Origin of the sequence: Streptomyces sp. NPDC059256 (assembly GCF_042753785.1) — a bacterium.
In the GTDB taxonomy this organism is placed as follows: Bacteria; Actinomycetota; Actinomycetes; order Streptomycetales; family Streptomycetaceae; genus Streptomyces.
In genome coordinates, this window is the sequence record NZ_JBHYZO010000001.1 from 888,502 (window position 1) to 908,219 (window position 19,718).

A 19,718-nucleotide genomic window follows, 5' to 3' on the forward strand; every position below is an offset into this window, starting at 1 on the left:
CGGAAGCAAACACCTCGGGAAGAGGGAGTGTTGACGTGTCCGACGACCCCCGAACGGCCCAGGTCAGCTCTGTTCGGGCAGAGATTCGCTGGTGGTGGCCGTCTGCCGGAACAGCCATTCGGATTTCAATTCGGCATACCCGGGCTTGATGACGTCATTAATCATCGCGAGCCTTTCATCGAAAGGGATGAAGGCGCTTTTCATCGCGTTGACGGTGAACCACTGCATATCGTCGAGCGTGTATCCGAAGGTGTCGGTCAACAGCTCGAACTCACGGGACATGCTGGTCGCGCCCATCAGTCGGTTGTCCGTGTTGACCGTTGCCCTGAAGTGCAGCTCGCGCAGCAGGCCGATGGGGTGCTCCGCGTAGGACTGGGCGGCTCCGGTCTGAAGGTTGGACGTCGGGCAGAGCTCCAACGGGATGCGCTTGTCCCTGACGTACGCGGCGAGCCGACCGAGTTGCACCTGGCCGTCGTCCGACACCTGGATGTCGTCGATGATGCGCACGCCGTGGCCGAGCCGGTCCGCACCGCACCACTGGAGGGCCTGCCAGATCGACGGCAGGCCGAACGCCTCTCCCGCGTGGATGGTGAAGTGGTTGTTCTCCCGCTTGAGGTACTCGAACGCGTCGAGGTGACGGGTGGGCGGAAAGCCGGCCTCCGCCCCGGCGATGTCGAATCCGACGACACCCAGATCGCGGTAGCGGTTGGCGAGTTCGGCGATCTCCAAGGCCCTGGCGGCGTGCCGCATGGCCGTGAGCAGGGCGCCGACCCGGATGCGGTGACCGTTGCCGCGGGCGATCCGCTCGCCTTCGCGAAATCCCTCGTTGACTGCTTCGACGACCTCTTCGAGCGTGAGGCCGCCCTCCAGGTGTTGCTCCGGGGCGTACCGCACCTCGGCGTACACCACGCCGTCCTCGGCGAGGTCCTCGGCGCACTCGGCCGCCACCCGGAACAGCGCCTCACGGGTCTGCATCACGGCACAGGTGTGTGCGAACGTCTCCAAGTACCGTTCCAGCGAGCCCGAGTCGGCCGCTTCGCGGAACCAGGTGCCCAGCTTGTCGACGTCCGTCTCGGGGAGGTCGCGATAGCCGGTCTCCCGGGCGATTTCGATGATCGTGCCCGGACGCAACCCGCCGTCGAGGTGGTCGTGGAGGAGCACCTTCGGAGCGCGACGGATCTGATCCGCGGTGGGCGTGTGGAGGGTCTGGCTCGTCATCTGCGCACTCTAGCCCCTACGCGCGTAGAGAGCGCCTGGCCGATACGTAACAGTGACCGCGCGTACGGGTGGCGTAGACCAGGGCTTCTGACACTGTTCTGCCATGGCACACCGTGCACTGCCCCCCGGGCGGGGGCGTCCTGGAGATCGTGAGCGAAGCGCAGCGGACAAAGGGGAAGGGCGGGGAGGCGGCGGGCAGCGACCACGACTGGGCAGGCCCTACGGCGGGCGACGGGGCGGGGCGGGACCCTTGGCGGCAGGAGTGGTGCTGATCCTGCCGGACGGCGATCGGGAGTCACCCCGCAGACCGTCAGCGCTGTCGCTCGCGCGAGCGCTGCCGCTGGGACGGGCGCTGGCGCGGGCGGGACGCCAGGACGGACTGGTGGTGCACACCGTGCACTACCGCACCCGCGGTTGGAACGGTGAGGCAGCGCAACATGCGGCGGACGCCTCCTGGGCGGCGGACGAGGTGGTCCGGCGGTACGGCGATGTGCCGATCTGTCTGGCGGGGCACGGGTTCGGCGGGCGGGCGGCCCTCCGAGCGGCTGATCATCCGGCGGTCAGCACGGTGTTGGCGATGGCCCCCTGGCTGCCCGATGAGCAGCCAGGGGCCGAGGCCGAGCCGGTGAAGCAGTTGGTGGGCAAACAGGTCCTGGTCGTGCACGGCACCAATGACGCACGTACCTCACCCGAGTTGTCGTACCGGCTGGCGGAGCGGGTCAAGAAGGTCAACCGGAACATATGCCGGTTCGAGGTGCACACCGACGGCAACGCACTGCGGCAGCACCACTTCGAGGTTCTGGCGCTGGCGACGGACTTCGTACTGGGTTCGCTCTTTCCCCATCCCTACTCCCGGCCGGTGACGGACGCACTGGCCGCCCCACCGCCGCTGGGGCTGCGGATGCCGTTGGCGGCGGGGTTCGGGAAGTCGCTCAGACAGTGAACAACGGCTGCGGGGCGATGGGTTCACGGCGCCCCGCGCCCGGGGCTCACTCGGGCAGGAGTTGGCCGCGGCGGGAGAGCAGGAACTTCTTGAAGGCGGCGACAGGTGCCGTGTCGGGGTGTCCGTCCAGCCAGGCCACCCCGATCTCCCGGACGGCACGCGGTGCGGTGACCGTCAGTTCGGCGACTCCGGGCCTGGCCACCGCGGGTGGCGGCAGCAGGGCCACCCCCAGCCCGGCGGCGACCAGACCGCGCAGGGTCTCGGCCTCCTCGCCCTCGAACGCCACCTTCGGGGTGAAGCCCGCCTGCGCACAGAGGTCGTCGGTGATCCGCCGCAGCCCGTAGCCGGACTCCAGGGTGACGAATGCCTCGTCTGCAGCTTCGGCGAGCCGGACACGTTTGCGGCCGGCCAACCGATGGTCGTCGGGGACCACCAGCCGCAGCCTCTGTTCATCGAGACGACGGGCCACGAGGTCGGGTGCGTCGGGAACGGGCGAGGTGAGGCAGAGGTCGAGTTCACCGGTGCGCAGACCGCCGAGCATCGCCTCGCCGTAGTTCTGCACCAGGGTGAACCGGACGCGGGGGTGGTCCGCTCGAAAGGCGCGCAGCAGCCCGGGGACGGTCTCGGAGCCCATGGTGTGGAGGAAGCCGAAGGCGACCTTGCCCGCATGGGGGTCGGCGTCGGCCCGCACCGAATCGGCCGCCCGCTCGACCTCTCCGAGCGCGCGCTCCACGGAGGCGAGGAAGGTGCGGCCCGCGGGGGTGAGGGAGACCGTGCGGCCCTTGCGTGCGAAGAGGGTCACCCCGAGATCCCGCTCCAGCCGCACGACGGCCCGGGAGAGCGTCGACTGGGGCACTCCCAGCTCCTGTGCGGCCCGCGTCACATGTTCGTGGCGAGCCACTTCCGCGAAGTACGCGAGCCTGGGCGCAAGCAGCAGCGCCATGTCTTCTTCGTAACTACCGTGTGACAGGCGAAGCTGTGAGCTGTAGTCATGCACCATGGGAACGATTATGCCCGTTCCATGCATTGGACGCATGAATCCTACGGGCATACGTTCTAGTCATGCCTGCCAGTACCAAGGCGTCCACCCCGGTGGGCGCCGTCTTCGCCGATACGTCCTCCACCGAGCCCCTCCCCGAGCCCATCGCCCCCGGGCGTCCCGGCTACCGCCGGATGAACCTCGCCCTCTTCGCCGCGGGCATGGCGGCCTTCGCGCTCCTCTACTCCACCCAGGCACTGCTGCCCGCGATCTCCACCGCGTTCGGTGCGAGTGCCTCCGCGGCCAGTTGGACGGTCTCGGCGGCGACGGGCGCACTGGCCCTCTTCGTCCTCCCGATGAGCGCCCTCTCCGAGCGCTTCGGTCGACGGACGTTGATGACGGTGTCACTGACCGTGGCGGTGGTTCTGGGGCTGCTGGTGCCTTTCGCGCCAAACCTGGAGTGGTTGGTGGCCCTGCGGGCGATGCAGGGCGCGGCGCTGGCGGGGCTGCCGGCCTCGGCGATGGCGTACCTGGCCGAGGAGGTCCGCCCCAAGGCCCTGGTGGCCGCGATCGGACTCTTCGTCGCGGGCAACAGCATCGGCGGTATGAGCGGCCGGATCGTCACCGGCTGGGCCGCGCAGTTGTGGGGATGGCGGGCGGGGCTCGCCGCGGTGGGACTGCTCGCGCTGCTGGGCGTCCTGGTCTTCCGGGCACTGCTGCCGAAGGCCCGCCGCTTCACCCCGGGAACGCTGAACCCGAAGGTGCTGGCGACCACGGTGCGCGGTCATCTGGCCGATCCGCTGCTGCTGCGGCTGTACGCGATCGGCGCCCTGTTCATGACGGTCTTCGGTGCGGTCTACACAGTCATCGGCTACCGACTGATCGGTGAGCCCTTCAACCTGCCGCAGGGCGTCATCGGTTCGATCTTCCTCGTCTATCTGGTCGGTACGATCTCGTCCGCCACGGCGGGCCGACTGGTGGGCCGCCTCGGTCGTCGTGGAGCGCTGTACGCGGCGGTCGCCACCACCGCGCTGGGCCTGGGGCTCTCGCTCTCCGATTCGCTGACGGCGGTCCTGGCCGGTCTGGTGCTCATCACGGCGGGGTTCTTCGCGGGCCACGCGGTCGCCTCCGCGTCGGTGAGCCGGACGGCGAAGACGGGGCGGGCGCAGGCGTCGGCGCTGTACCAGTCTGTGTACTACCTCGGCAGTAGCGTCGGTGGCACGCTCGGTGCGATCGCCTTCCACTCGGCCGGCTGGGCGGGGACCGTGGGGCTGGGCCTACTCGCGGTGCTCGGGGTCGTGTCGATCACGCTGTACGGGACCAAGGTGGCCCGTCAGGAACGGCTCGCCGTGGCCGTGGCAACGCGCTGAACTGGGCTTATCGGGCCGGCACCGCTTCGGTGCCGGCCCTTGGCGCGCTAGCGGACCGGCCCGGGCGGGCGCCGAGGTCTCACGTTCGGGAACGCCGAGGGGTATTCCGTTCTGGGGGGCCGGCGCACGCCGTAGCGCGATTGAGACATGTTCCGTACAACTACCCGTCCCCCACGAGCGTCACATGGACAGACTGCCGCAATCGCGGCGGTAGACGGAGGGGAGTGGGGAACGGTGAGAGTCGGCACGCACAAGACGCTCGGGGGACGGCGACTCGCAAGGCGGGCGGGAATCACCCTCGCACTGACGGGGCTGATCGTCCCACTGACAACGGCGCTGGGCGCGGGTACCGCACAGGCGGCCTCGTGCACCGCGGGGGTCGGACCGCACCAGAAGCAGGTGGAGAAGTTCCTCGGTCGCCCCGTGGACGGAAAGCAGTCGCAGACCGACTGCAAGGCGATCAAGGCTTTCCAGGCCAAGCACGGAATCACCCCCACCATCGGCTACGCCGGGCCGCTGACCTGGCGCACGATGAACACGATCCTTCAGCAGCGCGCGGCCGGCAGCAATCCGAACAAGGCCGGCACGTGTCCCACCAACAAGGGCCGCATCGCCTGTGTGGACCTGACCCGGCAGCTCAGCTGGATCCAGGACGGCAAGACGCTGAAGTACGGCCCCGTGCCGGTGCGCACCGGACGGGACAAGGCCGAAACCAGGACCGGCGCCAAGAAGATCTACTGGCGCAACATCAACCACGTCTCGTCGCTGTACAACGTGCCGATGCCCTACGCCCAGTTCTTCGACGGCGGCCAGGCGTTCCACTCGACGACGAAGTCGATGTACAACCCGCCGGGCTCCGCAGGCTGCGTCAACCTGCGACCCGCGGACGCGAAGTCATACTGGAACCTGTTGAGGAACGGCGACGACGTCTTCGTCTACGGCACCAAGCCGGGAACCTGAGTCCCACTGTCAGTGGCCTCCTGTAGGTTCCCAAGGGCTGGTGCCAGTGGGCGACAGGGGTGGACCCGATGAGTGATACGGCAACGACACAGGACCTCGACAGGGAGCTGGAGCGGTATCGGCGAGAGCTGACCGGCTACTGCTACCGCATGCTGGGCTCGTCCTTCGAAGCGGAGGATGCGGTCCAGGACACCATGGTGAGGGCCTGGCGGAACATCGAGAAGTTCGAGGGGCGTTCGTCGCTGCGGTCGTGGTTGTACCGCATCGCGACGAACGTCTGCCTCGACATGTTGAACGCGGGCAACCGCCGGGCCCGCCCGATGGACCTCTCCGGGCCCACGCCCGTCGCCCAGGCGCAGCTCAGCGCTCGTCCTGAGGCGACCTGGTTGGAGCCCGTCCCGGACGGGCGGGTGCTGCCGTCGGTCGCGGATCCGGCGGAGACGGCCTTGGAGCGGGAGTCGATTCGATTGGCGTTCATCGCGGCGCTCCAGCACCTGCCGCCCAAGCAGCGGGCCGTGCTCATCCTGCGTGAGGTGCTGGCCTGGAAGGCCGCTGAGGTCGCCGAGCTGCTGGACACGTCGGTCGCCTCGGTGAACAGCGCGCTCCAGCGGGCGCGGGCGACGCTCGCCGAGTCACCGCCGAGCGAGTCCGACGCGGCGAACCCCCTCGATGAGGAGCAGCAGAAGCTCCTTGAGCGCTATGTGGCCGCCTTCGAGGGGTACGACATGGCGGCGCTGACCGCGGTCCTCCACGATGACGCCACCCTCTCCATGCCCCCGTACGACCTGTGGCTCCAGGGCCACGAGGACATCGTGGGCTGGATGGAGGGTGTCGGATCGGTCTGTCGTGGTTCACGCCTCATCCCGACCGTGGCGAACGGCATGCCGGCGTTCGCCCACTACCACCTGGCAGAGGACGGAAACGGGCACACGCCGTGGGCCCTGATGGTCATGGAGATCCGCGACGGCAAGATCGCGGGGATCAATTCCTTCCTGGACACCGCGCGCTGGTTCCCGCTGTTCGACCTGCCGGAGCGGTTGGAGCCGGAGGGTTCCTGAACGGCCGGGCCGTCCCGGGTGGCGTATCAGCCGTCGGGGCGGCCCTGATCAGGTGGGGGCTGCGCCATCCGGTCGGGTGAGGCCGTCGAGACCCATCAGGGTCAGCAGGGCCAACAGTTCCGGTCCTGCGTTCCGCATGCGGACGGTGCGTCCGGCCCTGCGGGCGGTGAGCCTCAGCCTCGCCACCGCCTCCACCGAGGCGAGGTCGGCTCTGGTCAGCCCCGCAAGATCGCACACCACCTCGTCGGCGCCCGCCCCGTACAGCGCTTGCAGCCGTGCGCACAGGGGCGGCACGTCGGCGAAGGTCACCGGCGCGGACACGACGAGGACGACCGGGCCGGAGCCGACCGGGTCAGCGGTTTCCACACTCATGTCTGATGAGACCGGCCCATCAGGTGGAACTCATCGGTGCGCCCTCTGCCGCGCCGGTGGTACCGACCGCGGCAGAGGCGTCCGCATGCCCTTTCGCGCGCCCCTTTCGGGGAGAATCGCCCTTCCGGGGGGAATCGGTCTGTCAGGCGATGCGGTCCCGGACGATCGGGGGCGCGGTGAACTGAGTACCGGCCGGGGCGATGTCGTACGACGACTCCAGCGAGCGGAGCGCGTAGTCGAACTTCTCCGGGGTGTCGGTGTGGAGGGTCAGCAGCGGCTGGCCCGCGGTGACGGCGTCACCGGGCTTGGCGTGGAGTTCCACCCCGGCGCCCGCCTGCACCTGGTCCTCCTTGCGGGCGCGGCCCGCGCCGAGCCGCCAGGCGGCGATGCCGACGTCGTAGGCGTCGAGACGGGTCAGTACGCCCGAGGCCGGGGCGGTGACCACGTGCCGTTCCCGGGCGGTGGGCAGGGCCGCGTCCGGGTCACCGCCCTGCGCGGTGATCATGCGGCGCCAGACGTCCATCGCCGAACCGTCGGCCAGCGCCTTGGCCGGATCGGCGCCTTCGATACCGGCTGCGGCCAGCATCTCGCGGGCGAGGGCCAGGGTCAGTTCGACGACATCGGCGGGGCCGCCGCCCGCGAGGACCTCGACGGACTCACGGACCTCAAGGGCATTGCCTGCGGTGAGACCGAGCGGGGTGGACATGTCGGTGAGCAGTGCCACCGTCTTCACTCCGCTGTCGGTGCCGAGGGCGACCATGGTGGAGGCGAGTTCCCGGGCGTCCTCGATGTTCTTCATGAAGGCGCCGGTGCCGACCTTGACGTCCAGGACGAGGGAGCCGGTGCCCTCGGCGATCTTCTTGGACATGATCGAGGAGGCGATCAGCGGGATCGCCTCGACCGTGCCGGTGACATCACGGAGGGCATAGAGCTTCTTGTCGGCGGGGGCGAGGCCATCACCGGCGGCGCAGATCACTGCTCCGGTGGTGTCGAGGACGTGCAGCATCTCCTCGTTGGAGAGCAGGGCTCGCCAGCCGGGGATGGACTCCAGCTTGTCGAGGGTGCCGCCGGTGTGACCGAGGCCCCGGCCCGAGAGTTGGGGCACCGCCGCGCCACAGGCGGCGACCAGCGGCGCGAGCGGCAGGGTGATCTTGTCGCCGACACCGCCCGTGGAGTGCTTGTCCGCGGTGGGGCGGGAGAGCGCATCGAAGCTCATGCGCTCGCCGGAAGCGATCATCGCCGCCGTCCAGTGGGCGATCTCGGTGCGGTTCATGCCGTTGAGCAGGATCGCCATCGCCAGCGCCGACATCTGCTCGTCGGCCACCGCACCGCGGGTGTAGGCGTCGATCACCCAGTCGATCTGCTCGGGGCTGAGCTCACCCCGGTCCCGCTTGGTGCGGATGACGGAGATGACGTCCATGGCATTCCTCCAGAATGGCAGCTCATCGCGCTCTACGCGCATAGAGACGAGGGTAAGGGAGCGGCCCCTCCGCCGGAACGGAGGGGCCGCAGGGGATTTACGCCGGAAGGTGCTGTGGACCGAAGGGCTGCGGCAGTATCTCCGCGAGCGGGACGATCCCCTGAGGGGTGTCCAGCAGCAGTTCCGAACCGCCGAACTCATAGAGGAGCTGACGGCACCGGCCGCACGGCACGAGGCTTTCGCCCCGACCGTCCACGCAGGTGAAGTGGGTCAACCGGCCGCCCCCCGTGGCCTGGAGCTCGGAGACCAGACCGCATTCCGCGCACAGGGAGAGTCCGTACGAGGCGTTCTCCACATTGCAACCGGTGATCGTCCGACCGTCGTCCACCAGGGCGGCGACCCCGACCGGAAAGCCCGAGTAGGGGGCGTACGCACGCGTCATGGCCGCACGCGCATGCTCCCGCAGGGCCGCCCAGTCGACCGCCGCGGCCGTCATTTGCCCTGGCCCTTGCGGTAGCGCATGCCGTCCGCCTTGGGCATGCGCAGCCGTTGCGCGGACAGGGAGAGCACCAGGAGGGTCACGACGTACGGGGTGGCGGTGACGAACTCGTTCGGAACGGTGTCCGTGCCCAGGTACCAGACCAGTACCCCGAGGGAGAGGACACCGCTGATCGCGGCCGTGAGATAGCTCTTGCGGTAGAGCTTCCACAGCGCGAGCCCGGCGAGGACCACGACGAGGAGCAGCAGCAGGGCGTGGACGGACTGGCCGCCGTTGCGCAGTTGCAGCGCGTCGGCGAAGCCGAACAGCCCGGCGCCCATCGCCAGTCCGCCCGGCCGCCAGTTACCGAAGATCATCGCGGCGAGACCGATGTAGCCGCGGCCTCCGGTCTGGCCCTCGTTGTAGATGTTCGAGGTGACCAGCGCCAGGAACGCGCCGCCGAGACCGGCCATGCCGCCGGAGATGATCACCGCGATGTACTTGTACTTGTAGACGTTCACGCCGAGCGATTCGGCGGCGATCGGGTTCTCACCGCAGGAGCGCAGGCGCAGACCGAACGACGTCTTCCACAGCACGAGGAACGTCAGGACGAACAGCAGCACGGCGACGATCGTCAGCAGCGACAGATTGGTGACCAGACCGCGCAGGACACCGGCGATGTCCGAGATGAAGAACCAGTGGTGCTTCTCGATGTCACCGAGCCAGTCCGAGACCCCGGGCACGGTGACGGTGGTGATGTCCTCGGACGGCGGTGACTGCTTGGGGCTGCCGCCCTTCGCCGAAGCCTCCGCGGTGTTGAACCACAGCTTGGCGAAGTAGGTGGTGAACCCGACGGCCAGGATGTTGATGGCGATGCCGGAGATGATGTGGTCGACGCCGAAGGTGACGGTGGCGATCGCGTGCAGCAGACCGCCGGCCATGCCACCCAGGACACCGGCGAGGACACCGATCCAGGGATCGGTCTGCCAGCCGGCCCAGGCACCGAAGAAGGTGCCGAGGATCATCATGCCCTCAAGGCCGATGTTGACCACGCCCGCGCGCTCGGCCCACAGACCGCCGAGACCGGCCATGCCGATGGGCACGGCCATGGCCAGGGCGGCGCTGATCTGGCCGGCCGATGTGATGTCCTGTGCGCCGGTGATGGCGCGCACCGCGGACAGGGCGAGCAGCCCGCCAGCGATGATCAGCAGGATGACCGGGAAGGAGAGGCGGGTACGCCCTCCCTTGCCGCCACTCACCTTGGGTGCCGTGGGCGGCGGGGTGGAAGTCGCCGTGACGGTCACGCCGACACCTCCTGCTTCTCGGAGTTACGGGCCTGGGCGGCGAGTTTGGCGCCGACCTGCCGCTGCTGGCGCTTGAGGCCGTAGCGGCGCACCACTTCGTACGCGATGACGACACAGAGCACGATGACGCCCTGGATGACGCCGACGATCTCCTTGTCGTAGCCCTGGAACTCCAGCTGGCCGCTGCCACGCTCCAGGAAGGCCCAGAGCAGTGCACCGAGCGCGATGCCCACCGGGTTGTTACGGCCGAGGAGCGCGATGGCGATGCCGGTGAAGCCGATGCCGACGGGGAAGTCGCCGCCGTACTCGTAGGAGTCGTTCAGAAGGGTCGGCATGCCGATCAGACCGGCCATGGCGCCGGAGATCAGCATGGAGGTGACGATCATCTTCTTGACGTTCACACCGCTGGCCTCGGCCGCACTGCCGGACTGGCCGACCGTGCGGAGGTCGAAACCGAAGCGGGTGCGGGCGAGCGTGAACCAGAACGCGATGCCCGCGATGATCGCGATGACGATGAAGCCCCAGACGGGTGCCGGTTCGGTCGGGAACTCGAAGAAGTGCGACGACTCGGGGAGCGGCTTGGTGGAGATCTTCGTCCCCGCCTCGTCGAGCTGTCCGAGTCGTCCCACCTGGAGGAGGTAGCCGATGACCGCTGTGGCGATGGCGTTCAGCATGATCGTGGAGACGACCTCGCTGACCCCTCGGGTGACCTTGAGGACACCGGCGATACCGGCCCACATGGCGCCGACGATCATCGCGCAGAGGATGATCAGCGGGATCTGGACGATGCCGGGGAGGGTGAGGGCACCGCCGAGGGCCGCGGCGAAGAAGGCCGCGAGGCGGTACTGACCGTCCACACCGATGTTGAACAGGTTCATCCGGAAGCCGATGGCCACCGCGAGTCCGGCCAGGTAGTACGTGGTGCCCTTGTTCAGGATGTAGACCTGGCTGTCCGACTTGGAACCGTAGTCGAACATGATCCGGAAGGCGTTGAACGGCTCCTTGCCGGTGGCGGCCAGCACCACGGCCGTCACCAGGAACGCGACCACGATGGCCAGGACGGGAGCCGCGAGCCCCAGGAGCACGCGCTCCTTGTCGAACTTCTTCATCGGTCCTCTCCCCCGTCGGTGTTGCCGTCCGTGCCGCTGTCGGGGCGGGGAGCGTGAGTGTCGGCGGTGCCTGTGGTGTTTGTGGTGTCCGTAGTGTCAGCAGTCTCCGCGGGTTCGGCAGTGCGCTCGGGGGAGGCACTGCCGGATGGGGCGGAAGCGTCCGTGGACGTGTCTGTGTCTGTGTCTGTGTCTGTGTCTGTAGAAAGCTCGTCGGTGGAGGGCTCGTCTGCGGGCACTTCGAGATGGCCGGTGGCCGCACCCGTCATCGCCGAGCCGAGTTCCTCCGGAGTGATGGTGGCCGGGTCGGCGTCCGCGACCAACCGGCCCCGGTACATCACGCGCAGGGTGTCGGAGAGCCCGATCAGCTCGTCCAGGTCGGCGGAGATCAACAGCACGGCCAGGCCCTCCCGGCGGGCGGCCCGGATCTGGTCCCAGATCTGTGCCTGTGCGCCGACGTCCACACCGCGGGTGGGGTGCGCGGCGATCAGCAGCTTCGGTGCGTGGCTCATCTCCCGGCCGACGATCAGCTTCTGCTGGTTGCCACCGGACAGGGACGCCGCGGTGACCTCGATCCCGGGGGTGCGGACGTCGTACTCGCGCACGATCCGCTCGGTGTCGGCGCGGGCGGCCTTGGGGTCGAGGAAGACGCCCTTGCTGTTGGGCTTCTCGCTGACGTGACCGAGGATGCGGTTCTCCCACAGCGGAGCTTCGAGCAGCAGGCCGTGTCGGTGGCGGTCCTCGGGGATGACCGCCATGCCGTCCTCACGCCGCTTGCGGGTGGGACGGTGCGAGATGTCAGCGGAGTCCAGGTGGAGTGAGCCTCCGTCCAACGTCCGCATGCCCATGATGGCCTCGACCAGTTCGGACTGGCCGTTGCCCTCCACTCCGGCGATGCCCAGGACCTCACCCTTGTGGATGGTGAAGTCGATGCCGTCGAGCAGGGAGCGCACGACGCCGTCGGGGTCGGTGGCCGTCAGTCGGAGGTCCCGGACCTGGAGCATCGGCACATCGGTGACGGTGGACTCACGGGTCTCGGGCGAGGGCAGTTCACTGCCCACCATCAGCTCGGCGAGCTGCTTGGTCGTGGTGTTGGCCGGGTCGGCGGTGCCGACCGTGGTGCCGCGTCGGATGACGGTGATCTCGTCGGCGACCGACAGCACCTCGCCGAGCTTGTGCGAGATGAAGATGACGGTCAGGCCCTCGGCCTTGAGTTCACGCAGGTTGTCGAAGAGTGCTTCGACCTCCTGCGGTACGAGGACCGCGGTCGGCTCGTCGAGGATGAGGGTGCGGGCACCGCGGTAGAGGACCTTGAGGATCTCCACGCGCTGACGGTCGGCGACTCCGAGATCCTCGACATGGACGTCGGGGCGGACGTTCAGACCGTAGGCGTCGGAGATCTCCCTGATCTTGGCGCGGGCCTTGTCGCCGATCCCGTACAGCTTCTCCGAGCCGAGGACGACGTTCTCCAGGACGGTGAGGTAGTCGGCGAGCATGAAGTGCTGGTGCACCATGCCGATGCCTCGGGCGATGGCGTCGCCGGGGTTGGAGAACGTGACCTGTTGGCCGTCGACCTCGATGGTTCCCTCGTCCGGCTTCTGCATGCCGTAGAGGATCTTCATCAGGGTGGACTTGCCCGCGCCGTTCTCGCCGATGAGGGCGTGGACGGTGCCGCGGCGCACGGTGATGTCGATGTCGTGGTTGGCCACGACGCCGGGGAATCGTTTGGTGATGCCGCGGAGCTCTACGGCATGGGAACTGCTGGACGCGTTGATGGCGCACTCTCCCTGGGCAGGAGCGGAGGAGGAGCAGAGGCGGGCCGGTAGCGGGGGCTGCCGGTGGTGCTGGGTGTTGCCTGGTGTGTTGCCCGATGCGTGGTGGCGAAAACTACCGTGCACAGGGGAGAGCTACGCGCGTAGCGCCAGCAACTTGTTGAGGCGATGGACGCACGACGTGCATCGGGGCCCGCGAGAGCGGCACGGCCACTCTCGCGAGCCCCGGTGAACGGACCGGTCAGGTCGTGGTCTTGACCTTGATCTGACCGTCGATGATCTTCTTCTTCGCCTCGTCCAGCTTGGGCTGGATGTCCTTGAGGTGGTCACCCGTGGTGGTGAGGCTGACACCGTTCTCGGCGAGCGAGTAGGTGTGAACACCGGTCAGGGGCTTGCCGTCCTTGACCGACTTGGCCAGCTCGAAGACGCCCGTGTCGACGTTCTTCACGACCGAGGTCAGGATCGAGGCCGCGTACTTGGAGAGCGCCGGGTCCTTGGCCTGGTCCGAGTCGACGCCGATGCCCCAGGTGCCGGGCTTGGCCGCGACGGCCGCGATGGCGCCCGCACCGGAGCCGCCCGCCGCCGTGTAGATGACGTCGATGTTCTTGTCGAGCATGCCCTGCGCGGCGGCCTTGCCCTTGTCCGGGCTGGTGAAGCCGGAGGTGTCCGTACCGGTGGAGAGGTACTGGATCTGGACGGTGGCCTTCGGGTTGGTCTCCAGGACGCCCTGCTCGAAGCCGGCGGCGAACTTCTTGATCAGCGGGAGGTCGACGCCTCCGATGAAGCCGATCTTGCCGTCCTTGGACTTCAGCGCGGCGGCCACACCGGCGAGGTACGAGCCCTGCTCCTCGGTGAAGACGATGCTGTCGACGTTCTTCACGTCCGAGACGGAGTCGACCAGGCCGAACGTGGTGTCCGGGTACTCCTTGGCGATCTTGTCGACCGCGCTCTTGTAGAGGAAGCCCACGGCGAGGACCGGGTTGTAGCCGTCCTTCGCGAGCGAGGCGAGACGGGTCTCGCGGTCGGCCGGGGTCTCACTGGTGCGGGCGGTGAGTTCCTTGGTCTCCGCACCGAGTTCGGCCTTGGCCTTGTCCAGACCACGCGCGGCGGAGTCGTTGAAGGAGTTGTCGCCACGGCCGCCGACGTCGTAGGCCATGCCGATCTTCAGCTTGCCGCTGTCGTCCGAGCTGCCGCCGTCAGTCGACGACTCGCCACACGCAGTGGCGGTAAATGCCATGGCCGCGGCTGCGATGGACGCGACCGCGATCTTCGATACCTGGCGCAAGAGGAGGGTCCCTTCGAGGCTGACCGAAAGCGCCTCTTCCGGCGCTGGTTTCGCGGCGATCGTAACGCGCGTAGATGTCAGTTAAAACCACGTTCATGAGTCGTTATCGGATCGTCGCAAGAGGGGGTCGGGCCGGGAGTCGGCGGGAAGCGGAGAGCCCGCCCGGGCCGCCGGGTGCCTTGATCTTGACCCTGGGGAGGTGGTGGGCGAACCGGATCAAAGGGGGCAGGGGGGAAAGAGGGCCGACACTACGGAGAGTCAGGGGCATCCACAGAACCCCAGCGCCTCCGCGAAACCCGACGGCCCGGGCCGCGCGAACAAACGCCCGCGGTCTCAGGGCGCACGGACAGAGCCCGGGGGAATCAGGACGTCCGGGAGGGAGTCAGCCCCGGTCGAGTAGTTCCGCGTCGAGTAGTTCCGCGTCGAGCAGCACCGCCGCCGTGAACAGCTCCACACCGACCTGGATGGCGTCCTCGTCGGCGTCGAAATCACCGCGGTGGAGGTCCCGCTTGGTGGTGTCGCCCGGAGTGCGCACTCCGAGCCTGGCCATCGCACCTGGCACGTGCTCCAGGTACCAGGAGAAGTCCTCGCCCCCCAGGCTCTGCTCGGTGTCCTCGACGGCCTGCAGCCCACGACGGGCGGTCTGGGCCGCCCGCAGCAGCTCGGTGACGTCCGGGTCGTTGACCACGGGCGGAACCCCGCGGATGTAGTTGATCTGCGACTTGGCGCCGTGCAGGGTCGCGATCTCGTCGATGGCCGCGTGGACGAGGTCGGGAGCGGCCCGCCATCCCGGGAGGTCGAGGCAGCGAACGGTGCCGGAGAGTTCGGCGTGCTGGGGAATGACGTTGCAGGCGTGGCCCGCCTCGATGCGGCCCCAGGTGACGGCGAGCCCGGAGCGGGCGTCCACCCGGCGGGAGAGCACCGCAGGGACCTCGGTTGCGACCTTGGCCGCCGCCGTCACCAGATCCGTGGTGAGGTGCGGTCGGGCGGTGTGTCCACCGGGGCCGTCGAGGGTGACTTCAAGCCGGTCGCAGGCCGAGGTGATGGGCCCGGGGCGCAGCCCGATGACACCGGTGTCGACCTTGGGGTCGCAGTGCAGGCAGATGATCTTGCCGACGCCGTCCATGACACCTGATTCGATGGCATCGGGGGCGCCACCGGGCAGTACCTCTTCGGCGGGCTGGAAGATCAGTCGCACCGGTTGCGGCAGGAGCCCTCGGCGGTCCAGCTCCGCGAGTACGAGCCCGGCGCCGAGCACCACGGCGGTGTGGACATCGTGACCGCAGGCGTGGGCCCGGTCGGGAACGGTGGAGCGGTAGGGAACGCCGGTCTTGGTGTCCGGGATGGGCAGCGCGTCGATGTCCGCGCGGAGGGCGAAGAGGGGGCGTGAGCCGTCCGAGACGCCGATGTCACACATGAGTCCGGTGCCGATGGACAGGACGCGCGGTTCCAGTCCGGCGCTCTCCAGTCGGGCCTTGAGCGCCGCGGTGGTGCGGAACTCCTGGTTGCCCAGTTCGGGGTGCATATGGAGATCCCGACGGAAGGCGATCAGCTCAGCACGGAGTTCCGGGGACAGGATGCCGGGCAGTGCGCCGCTCCCGGGCAGGTCTGCTGCGGACTCACGGGACATCAGTTGGTTCACCTGTTGAAGGGTAAGCCCAGGCAAGGCCCAACTGGCCACTGATCAACAAAAGTTCAATCCGTTAGGGGAAGGAAAAACGACCCCTAGCGGCATGAATACCTGGGCGTGTGGGTAAGCTCACGGCTCTTTATCGACCGTACCGCAACCCATCGCTCCCGGCCTTCGGGAAGCCCTCCCGCCGCCGTGTGGAGGGGCCGAACGGCCCGCGCCCGAACCGACCGGGGACAGAGCCCGGGACGACGGCCGCTGCCGCGCCCCGCACCGCCCGGCACCGCACGGCTCGCTCACCCAGCCACCCGGTACTCGCTCACCCGGTCACCCGGTCACCGGCGCGGCAAAACGAGCGTCCGGGACGGCATCGGGGCCCTACGAATGCACCAAAGGGTCCAAGGTCCCTGTGCCTGTGCAGCGCACCGGGTCCACCCTTGTGATCAGATCATGTGTTCACAGGCGAATGTTTTGATATGCCGGAAAGGCCAGCCATGAGGCACCGCAGGGTCACCGACCTGATGACGCCCGCCGCAGTGAGCGTCCAGCGGGGAACCGGATTCAAGGAGATCGCCCGCCTCCTCGACGAGTACGGGATCACCGCCGTACCCGTCGTCGACGAGGACGAACGACCGGTCGGTGTGGTCTCAGAGGCCGATCTGCTGCGCCGACAGACCTCGCAGACGACCGGGAACACGGCCGAGTCGCTGATGTCCAGCCCCGCCGTCGTCGCCCAGCCGCACTGGAGCGCAATCCGGGCCGCCCGGGTGATGGAACAGCACCGCATCAAACGGCTGCCCGTGGTGGACGGGGACGGCCGGCTGACAGGGGTCATCAGCCGTAGCGATCTGCTCCAGCTCTTCCTGCGCCGCGACCGGTCCATCCAGGAGGAGATCCTGGAGGACGTCCTCACCCAGACGCTCGGACTCTCCCCCTCCGCCCTGACGGTGGATGTCACCGACGGGGTCGTCACCCTCAGTGGAGCGGTGGAGCGGAGCAGTCTGATCCCGGTGACCGTACGGCTCTGCGAGAGCGTGGACGGCGTGGTGGACGTGGTGGACCGACTGGTCTACGAGGTCGATGACACGGGTGGGACGGCATTGGAGCCGGTGGCGGGGAGGGCGGCGACCCGCACGGCCGGGACGAGAGCCGAGGCGGCTACGGGCGGGGGGTGGGAGGGATGACCCACCACGTGGCCGTCGGAGTGGACGGGAGCCCCGAGGGCTTCGCCGCCGCCGAGTGGGCGGCGACGGAGGCCCTGCTGCGCGATGTGCCCCTGCGGCTGGTGCACGTGGCGGACAAGCCGCTCACCCTGGTCGTGGCGGCGCTCGCGATCGCGGCGAGCGATGACAGCGCGGCTGGGGACGCCGTCCTCCAGGAGGCCGCAGCGACCCTGCGGGCACGGCACCCGGCGCTGGAGGTCACCACCCGCAAACGCTCGGGCCGTACCCCCGCCGCCCTGGCGTCGGAGGGTGACGAGGCCGGTCTGCTGGTGCTGGGTTCACGTGGTCTGGGCTCGGTGGCGGGTTTCCTCATCGGCTCGGTCGGAACGGCGACGGTGGGGGCGACCACCCGTCCGGTGGTCCTGGTGCGCAGCACGGAGGGGAGCACGGCCAACGCGGTGGGCGGGGGCGCTCCTGTCCCGGGCGAAGGGGCGGACGGACATACCGGGACGGCAGCCGATTCGGGCCAGCCCCCGGGAGAGGTGGTGGTCGCCGTGGACGTCCACGACCCCGTGGACGCACCGTTGGCCTTCGCCTTCGAGGAGGCCGTGCGCCGCGGCTGCACGCTGCGTGCCGTGCACGGCTGGCGTCCGCCCTTCGTCCACGGGCTTGCCTTCGACGCGACGACCCGGCTGGAGGTCGAACGGGAGTTCACCCGCACCCTGCGCGATCTGCTGCTCCCGTGGCGGCAGCGATATCCGTCGGTGAAGGTGGTCGAGGAGGCACATGCCGGTTCCGCCGCCCGTGCCGTGCTCGGCGCCACGGGAGGTGCGGCCCTGGTGGTCGTGGGACGACGGGCCCGGCGGTCTCCGCTGGGCGGCCACATCGGCCCGGTCACCCATGCGGTGATGCACCATGCCACCGCCCCGGTGGCGATCATCGCGCACAGTTGAGGACCCATCGAGAAGAAAGGTTTCACCGCAGATCGCGGAAGGCGTGAAAGCCCTAGAGAAGAAACGATTCTTCACTGCGGTCGCCCTAACGGACATCCCCCGGACCGGGGATCGCACCAGGACCGCACGCGCAGAAACGCTCACCCCGAGTCACATCGAGTCACACCAAGTCACATCCCGAGTCACACCGAGGAGGACCCGTGCCCGCACGACCACTCGACCCGGCCACGGTGACGGCCGTCGTCCAGGACGCGGCAGCCGCCCCTTCACTGCACAACGCCCAGCCCTGGAAGTTCCGGCTGCTGCGCGAGCGCAGCGTCCTCCAGGTGCGGGCCGACCCCACCCGGGCGCTGCCCGCCGAGGACCCCGCGAACCGGGCCCTCCACCTGGGCTGCGGAGCCGCCCTCTTCAACCTGCGGGTCGCGGCGGCCCACCAGGGGTGGGAACCCGTCACCGCACTGCTGCCCGACGGCTCGGACCCGGCGCTGCTCGCCGAGGTGCGGCTCGATCAACCGGTCCGCGCAGACGACGATCTGGCCCCGCTCCACCCCGCCATCAGCCTGCGCCACACCAGCCGCCACCCCTTCACCCACGAGGCGGTTCCGGTCGAGGTGCTGGACGGCCTCAGCGCCGCCGCACTGCTGGAGGGGTGCCGACTGGTCTTCCCCGACGACTGGCACGTACAGACGGTGCTGGACCTGGTGCACGAGGCCGAGGAACGGGCGGTGCTGGACCCCGAGGCCCGGGCGGAGTTGGCCTCGTGGACCAGGACCGAGGTGCGGACCGGAGACGGAGACGGCACTCCCCAGCCGGGCGACGGCATTCCCGTGAGCGCCTTCGGGCCCCGGCCGCGCGGGACCACCGGCCCGATGCGGGACTTCGCCCAGGGCCGGCCGATCCCCGGCCGGGAGGCGGTGGAGTTCGAGCACTATCCGCGGCTCGGGCTGCTCGGGACCGCCGAGGACCGGCCGGTGGACTGGCTGCGGGCGGGCCAGGCGCTGGAGCGCGTACTGCTCCAAGCCACCATCGACGGGCTGTCCACCTCGTTGACCTCGCAGGCCCTGGAGTGGCCGGAGTTGCGGTGGGCGGTACGGGAGCCGGGTTCGGCATCGGGCGGTCAGATCCAGATGGTGATCCGGCTGGGGTACGGCCCCCACGGCACGGCGACACCCCGAAGGTCCGTGGAGGACATGCTGGACATCCGCTGAGCGATCGGCAGCACCGCACGATCGGGACGCGGTCGGCGGCGGCCGGCTCCGCGAGCCGGTTGTGTGCGCAGTCGAGCAACCGGGCCGGGCCGTGGGCGTCGAGTCCCGCTACGGGCGGCAGGTCGGGCGGACCGCGCGCCCTATCCGGCGGCCGGTGACCAGCCGGTGTCGGGCACCGAGGGCTGCACCGGCGGGGCGGCACCCATCGCCTCCAGATCGCGGTCCGCCACCCGCATCAGTTGCCCGGACAGGTCCCGCATCGCCCGCGCAGCCGCCAGCTCGTCCCCGATCTTCGGGATGTCGGCGTCGGCCGGGCTGCAACGGGCCGTACCGCGTCCGGTCAGCCGCCCCGAACCGGTCTCCAGCATCGCGCGGGCTCTGGTCGTGCCGTCCTCCTCCGACAGGACGAGATCGACCTTCCACTCCAGGGTCCGTGTCATGGCACACCTCCTCCACCGCGCCCGGCCCTGGTCAGCCGCCGGGGCGCGTTCCTGCCTTC

Annotated in this window: 18 protein-coding genes; 7 read left to right on the plus strand and 11 right to left on the minus strand. The window is 69.1% G+C overall.

Going from position 1 to position 19,718, the window contains the following annotated elements:
- Positions 1-63: 63 nt before the first annotated feature.
- Positions 64-1,218 (minus strand): adenosine deaminase, encoded by a 1,155-nt coding sequence (locus tag ACFXJL_RS03840; RefSeq protein ID WP_384688896.1) that lies wholly within the window; start codon positions 1,216-1,218, stop codon positions 64-66.
- A 250-nt stretch (positions 1,219-1,468) separates the two neighbouring features.
- Between ACFXJL_RS03840 and ACFXJL_RS03845 the strand changes: the two genes are divergently transcribed.
- Complete coding sequence (locus tag ACFXJL_RS03845; RefSeq protein ID WP_384631609.1) at positions 1,469-2,161, plus strand: alpha/beta hydrolase; 693 nt, start codon at positions 1,469-1,471, stop codon at positions 2,159-2,161.
- A 46-nt stretch (positions 2,162-2,207) separates the two neighbouring features.
- On the opposite strand, the gene ACFXJL_RS03850 is transcribed toward ACFXJL_RS03845, so the two are convergent.
- Complete coding sequence (locus ACFXJL_RS03850; protein WP_358876352.1) at positions 2,208-3,161, minus strand: LysR family transcriptional regulator; 954 nt, start codon at positions 3,159-3,161, stop codon at positions 2,208-2,210.
- A 62-nt stretch (positions 3,162-3,223) separates the two neighbouring features.
- Between ACFXJL_RS03850 and ACFXJL_RS03855 the strand changes: the two genes are divergently transcribed.
- The 3 genes from ACFXJL_RS03855 to ACFXJL_RS03865 all read left to right on the plus strand — a co-directional run bounded on the left by ACFXJL_RS03855 (position 3,224) and on the right by ACFXJL_RS03865 (position 6,528).
- Entirely contained in the window at positions 3,224-4,510 is a 1,287-nt protein-coding gene (locus ACFXJL_RS03855; protein ID WP_358876353.1) for an MFS transporter, read from the plus strand.
- Positions 4,511-4,744: 234 nt separating this feature from the next.
- Entirely contained in the window at positions 4,745-5,470 is a 726-nt protein-coding gene (locus ACFXJL_RS03860; protein WP_329022620.1) for a L,D-transpeptidase family protein, read from the plus strand.
- Between the two features lie 68 nt (positions 5,471-5,538).
- Entirely contained in the window at positions 5,539-6,528 is a 990-nt protein-coding gene (locus ACFXJL_RS03865) for a sigma-70 family RNA polymerase sigma factor (RefSeq protein WP_384688900.1), read from the plus strand.
- A 48-nt stretch (positions 6,529-6,576) separates the two neighbouring features.
- Here ACFXJL_RS03865 and ACFXJL_RS03870 read toward each other — a convergent pair whose 3' ends face one another.
- From ACFXJL_RS03870 to ACFXJL_RS03905, 8 genes are all read right to left on the minus strand, one after another.
- The gene (locus tag ACFXJL_RS03870; protein ID WP_358876355.1) at positions 6,577-6,900 is read right to left on the minus strand and encodes an STAS domain-containing protein; all 324 of its coding nucleotides are present in this window, start codon (positions 6,898-6,900) and stop codon (positions 6,577-6,579) included.
- A 142-nt stretch (positions 6,901-7,042) separates the two neighbouring features.
- Positions 7,043-8,320, minus strand: a complete 1,278-nt coding sequence (locus ACFXJL_RS03875) for a thymidine phosphorylase (protein WP_384688903.1) — start codon at positions 8,318-8,320, stop codon at positions 7,043-7,045.
- 97 nt (positions 8,321-8,417) lie between these two features.
- A complete protein-coding gene (locus tag ACFXJL_RS03880) occupies positions 8,418-8,816 on the minus strand; it encodes a cytidine deaminase (RefSeq protein ID WP_358876357.1) in 399 nt (132 codons plus the stop codon).
- Positions 8,813-10,102 (minus strand): ABC transporter permease, encoded by a 1,290-nt coding sequence (locus ACFXJL_RS03885; RefSeq protein WP_358876358.1) that lies wholly within the window; start codon positions 10,100-10,102, stop codon positions 8,813-8,815. Before ACFXJL_RS03885 ends, ACFXJL_RS03880 begins: the two co-directional genes overlap by 4 nt.
- Positions 10,099-11,211 (minus strand): ABC transporter permease, encoded by a 1,113-nt coding sequence (locus ACFXJL_RS03890; RefSeq protein WP_358876359.1) that lies wholly within the window; start codon positions 11,209-11,211, stop codon positions 10,099-10,101. Before ACFXJL_RS03890 ends, ACFXJL_RS03885 begins: the two co-directional genes overlap by 4 nt.
- Positions 11,208-12,983 (minus strand): ABC transporter ATP-binding protein, encoded by a 1,776-nt coding sequence (locus ACFXJL_RS03895; RefSeq protein WP_384689163.1) that lies wholly within the window; start codon positions 12,981-12,983, stop codon positions 11,208-11,210. Before ACFXJL_RS03895 ends, ACFXJL_RS03890 begins: the two co-directional genes overlap by 4 nt.
- A 238-nt stretch (positions 12,984-13,221) precedes the next feature.
- On the minus strand, positions 13,222-14,265 hold the full coding sequence (locus tag ACFXJL_RS03900) for a BMP family protein (RefSeq protein WP_384631615.1): 1,044 nt from the start codon (positions 14,263-14,265) through the stop codon (positions 13,222-13,224).
- A 382-nt stretch (positions 14,266-14,647) separates the two neighbouring features.
- Entirely contained in the window at positions 14,648-15,895 is a 1,248-nt protein-coding gene (locus ACFXJL_RS03905; protein ID WP_358876532.1) for an amidohydrolase, read from the minus strand.
- Between the two features lie 494 nt (positions 15,896-16,389).
- Between ACFXJL_RS03905 and ACFXJL_RS03910 the strand changes: the two genes are divergently transcribed.
- The 3 genes from ACFXJL_RS03910 (at position 16,390) to ACFXJL_RS03920 (ending at position 19,219) form a co-directional block, all read left to right on the plus strand.
- A complete protein-coding gene (locus ACFXJL_RS03910; RefSeq protein ID WP_358876361.1) occupies positions 16,390-17,079 on the plus strand; it encodes a CBS domain-containing protein in 690 nt (229 codons plus the stop codon).
- A complete protein-coding gene (locus tag ACFXJL_RS03915) occupies positions 17,076-18,011 on the plus strand; it encodes a universal stress protein (protein WP_384631619.1) in 936 nt (311 codons plus the stop codon). Before ACFXJL_RS03910 ends, ACFXJL_RS03915 begins: the two co-directional genes overlap by 4 nt.
- A gap of 200 nt (positions 18,012-18,211) precedes the next feature.
- A complete protein-coding gene (locus ACFXJL_RS03920) occupies positions 18,212-19,219 on the plus strand; it encodes an Acg family FMN-binding oxidoreductase (RefSeq protein WP_384688909.1) in 1,008 nt (335 codons plus the stop codon).
- Between the two features lie 140 nt (positions 19,220-19,359).
- Here the strand turns inward: ACFXJL_RS03920 and ACFXJL_RS03925 are convergent, their stop codons facing one another.
- A complete protein-coding gene (locus ACFXJL_RS03925) occupies positions 19,360-19,659 on the minus strand; it encodes a DUF1876 domain-containing protein (protein ID WP_358876364.1) in 300 nt (99 codons plus the stop codon).
- Between the last annotated feature and the right edge of the window lie 59 nt (positions 19,660-19,718).

Coding starts and splice junctions, on each gene's coding strand:
- ACFXJL_RS03850 (WP_358876352.1), bottom strand. CDS start 3,161: ATGGTGCATGACTACAGCTCACAGCTTCGCCTGTCACACGGTAGTTAC.
- ACFXJL_RS03925 (WP_358876364.1), bottom strand. CDS start 19,659: ATGACACGGACCCTGGAGTGGAAGGTCGATCTCGTCCTGTCGGAGGAG.
- ACFXJL_RS03870 (WP_358876355.1), bottom strand. CDS start 6,900: ATGAGTGTGGAAACCGCTGACCCGGTCGGCTCCGGCCCGGTCGTCCTC.
- ACFXJL_RS03880 (WP_358876357.1), bottom strand. CDS start 8,816: ATGACGGCCGCGGCGGTCGACTGGGCGGCCCTGCGGGAGCATGCGCGT.
- ACFXJL_RS03865 (WP_384688900.1), top strand. CDS start 5,539: ATGAGTGATACGGCAACGACACAGGACCTCGACAGGGAGCTGGAGCGG.
- ACFXJL_RS03890 (WP_358876359.1), bottom strand. CDS start 11,211: ATGAAGAAGTTCGACAAGGAGCGCGTGCTCCTGGGGCTCGCGGCTCCC.
- ACFXJL_RS03840 (WP_384688896.1), bottom strand. CDS start 1,218: ATGACGAGCCAGACCCTCCACACGCCCACCGCGGATCAGATCCGTCGC.
- ACFXJL_RS03910 (WP_358876361.1), top strand. CDS start 16,390: ATGAGGCACCGCAGGGTCACCGACCTGATGACGCCCGCCGCAGTGAGC.
- ACFXJL_RS03855 (WP_358876353.1), top strand. CDS start 3,224: ATGCCTGCCAGTACCAAGGCGTCCACCCCGGTGGGCGCCGTCTTCGCC.
- ACFXJL_RS03875 (WP_384688903.1), bottom strand. CDS start 8,320: ATGGACGTCATCTCCGTCATCCGCACCAAGCGGGACCGGGGTGAGCTC.
- ACFXJL_RS03915 (WP_384631619.1), top strand. CDS start 17,076: ATGACCCACCACGTGGCCGTCGGAGTGGACGGGAGCCCCGAGGGCTTC.
- ACFXJL_RS03905 (WP_358876532.1), bottom strand. CDS start 15,895: ATGTCCCGTGAGTCCGCAGCAGACCTGCCCGGGAGCGGCGCACTGCCC.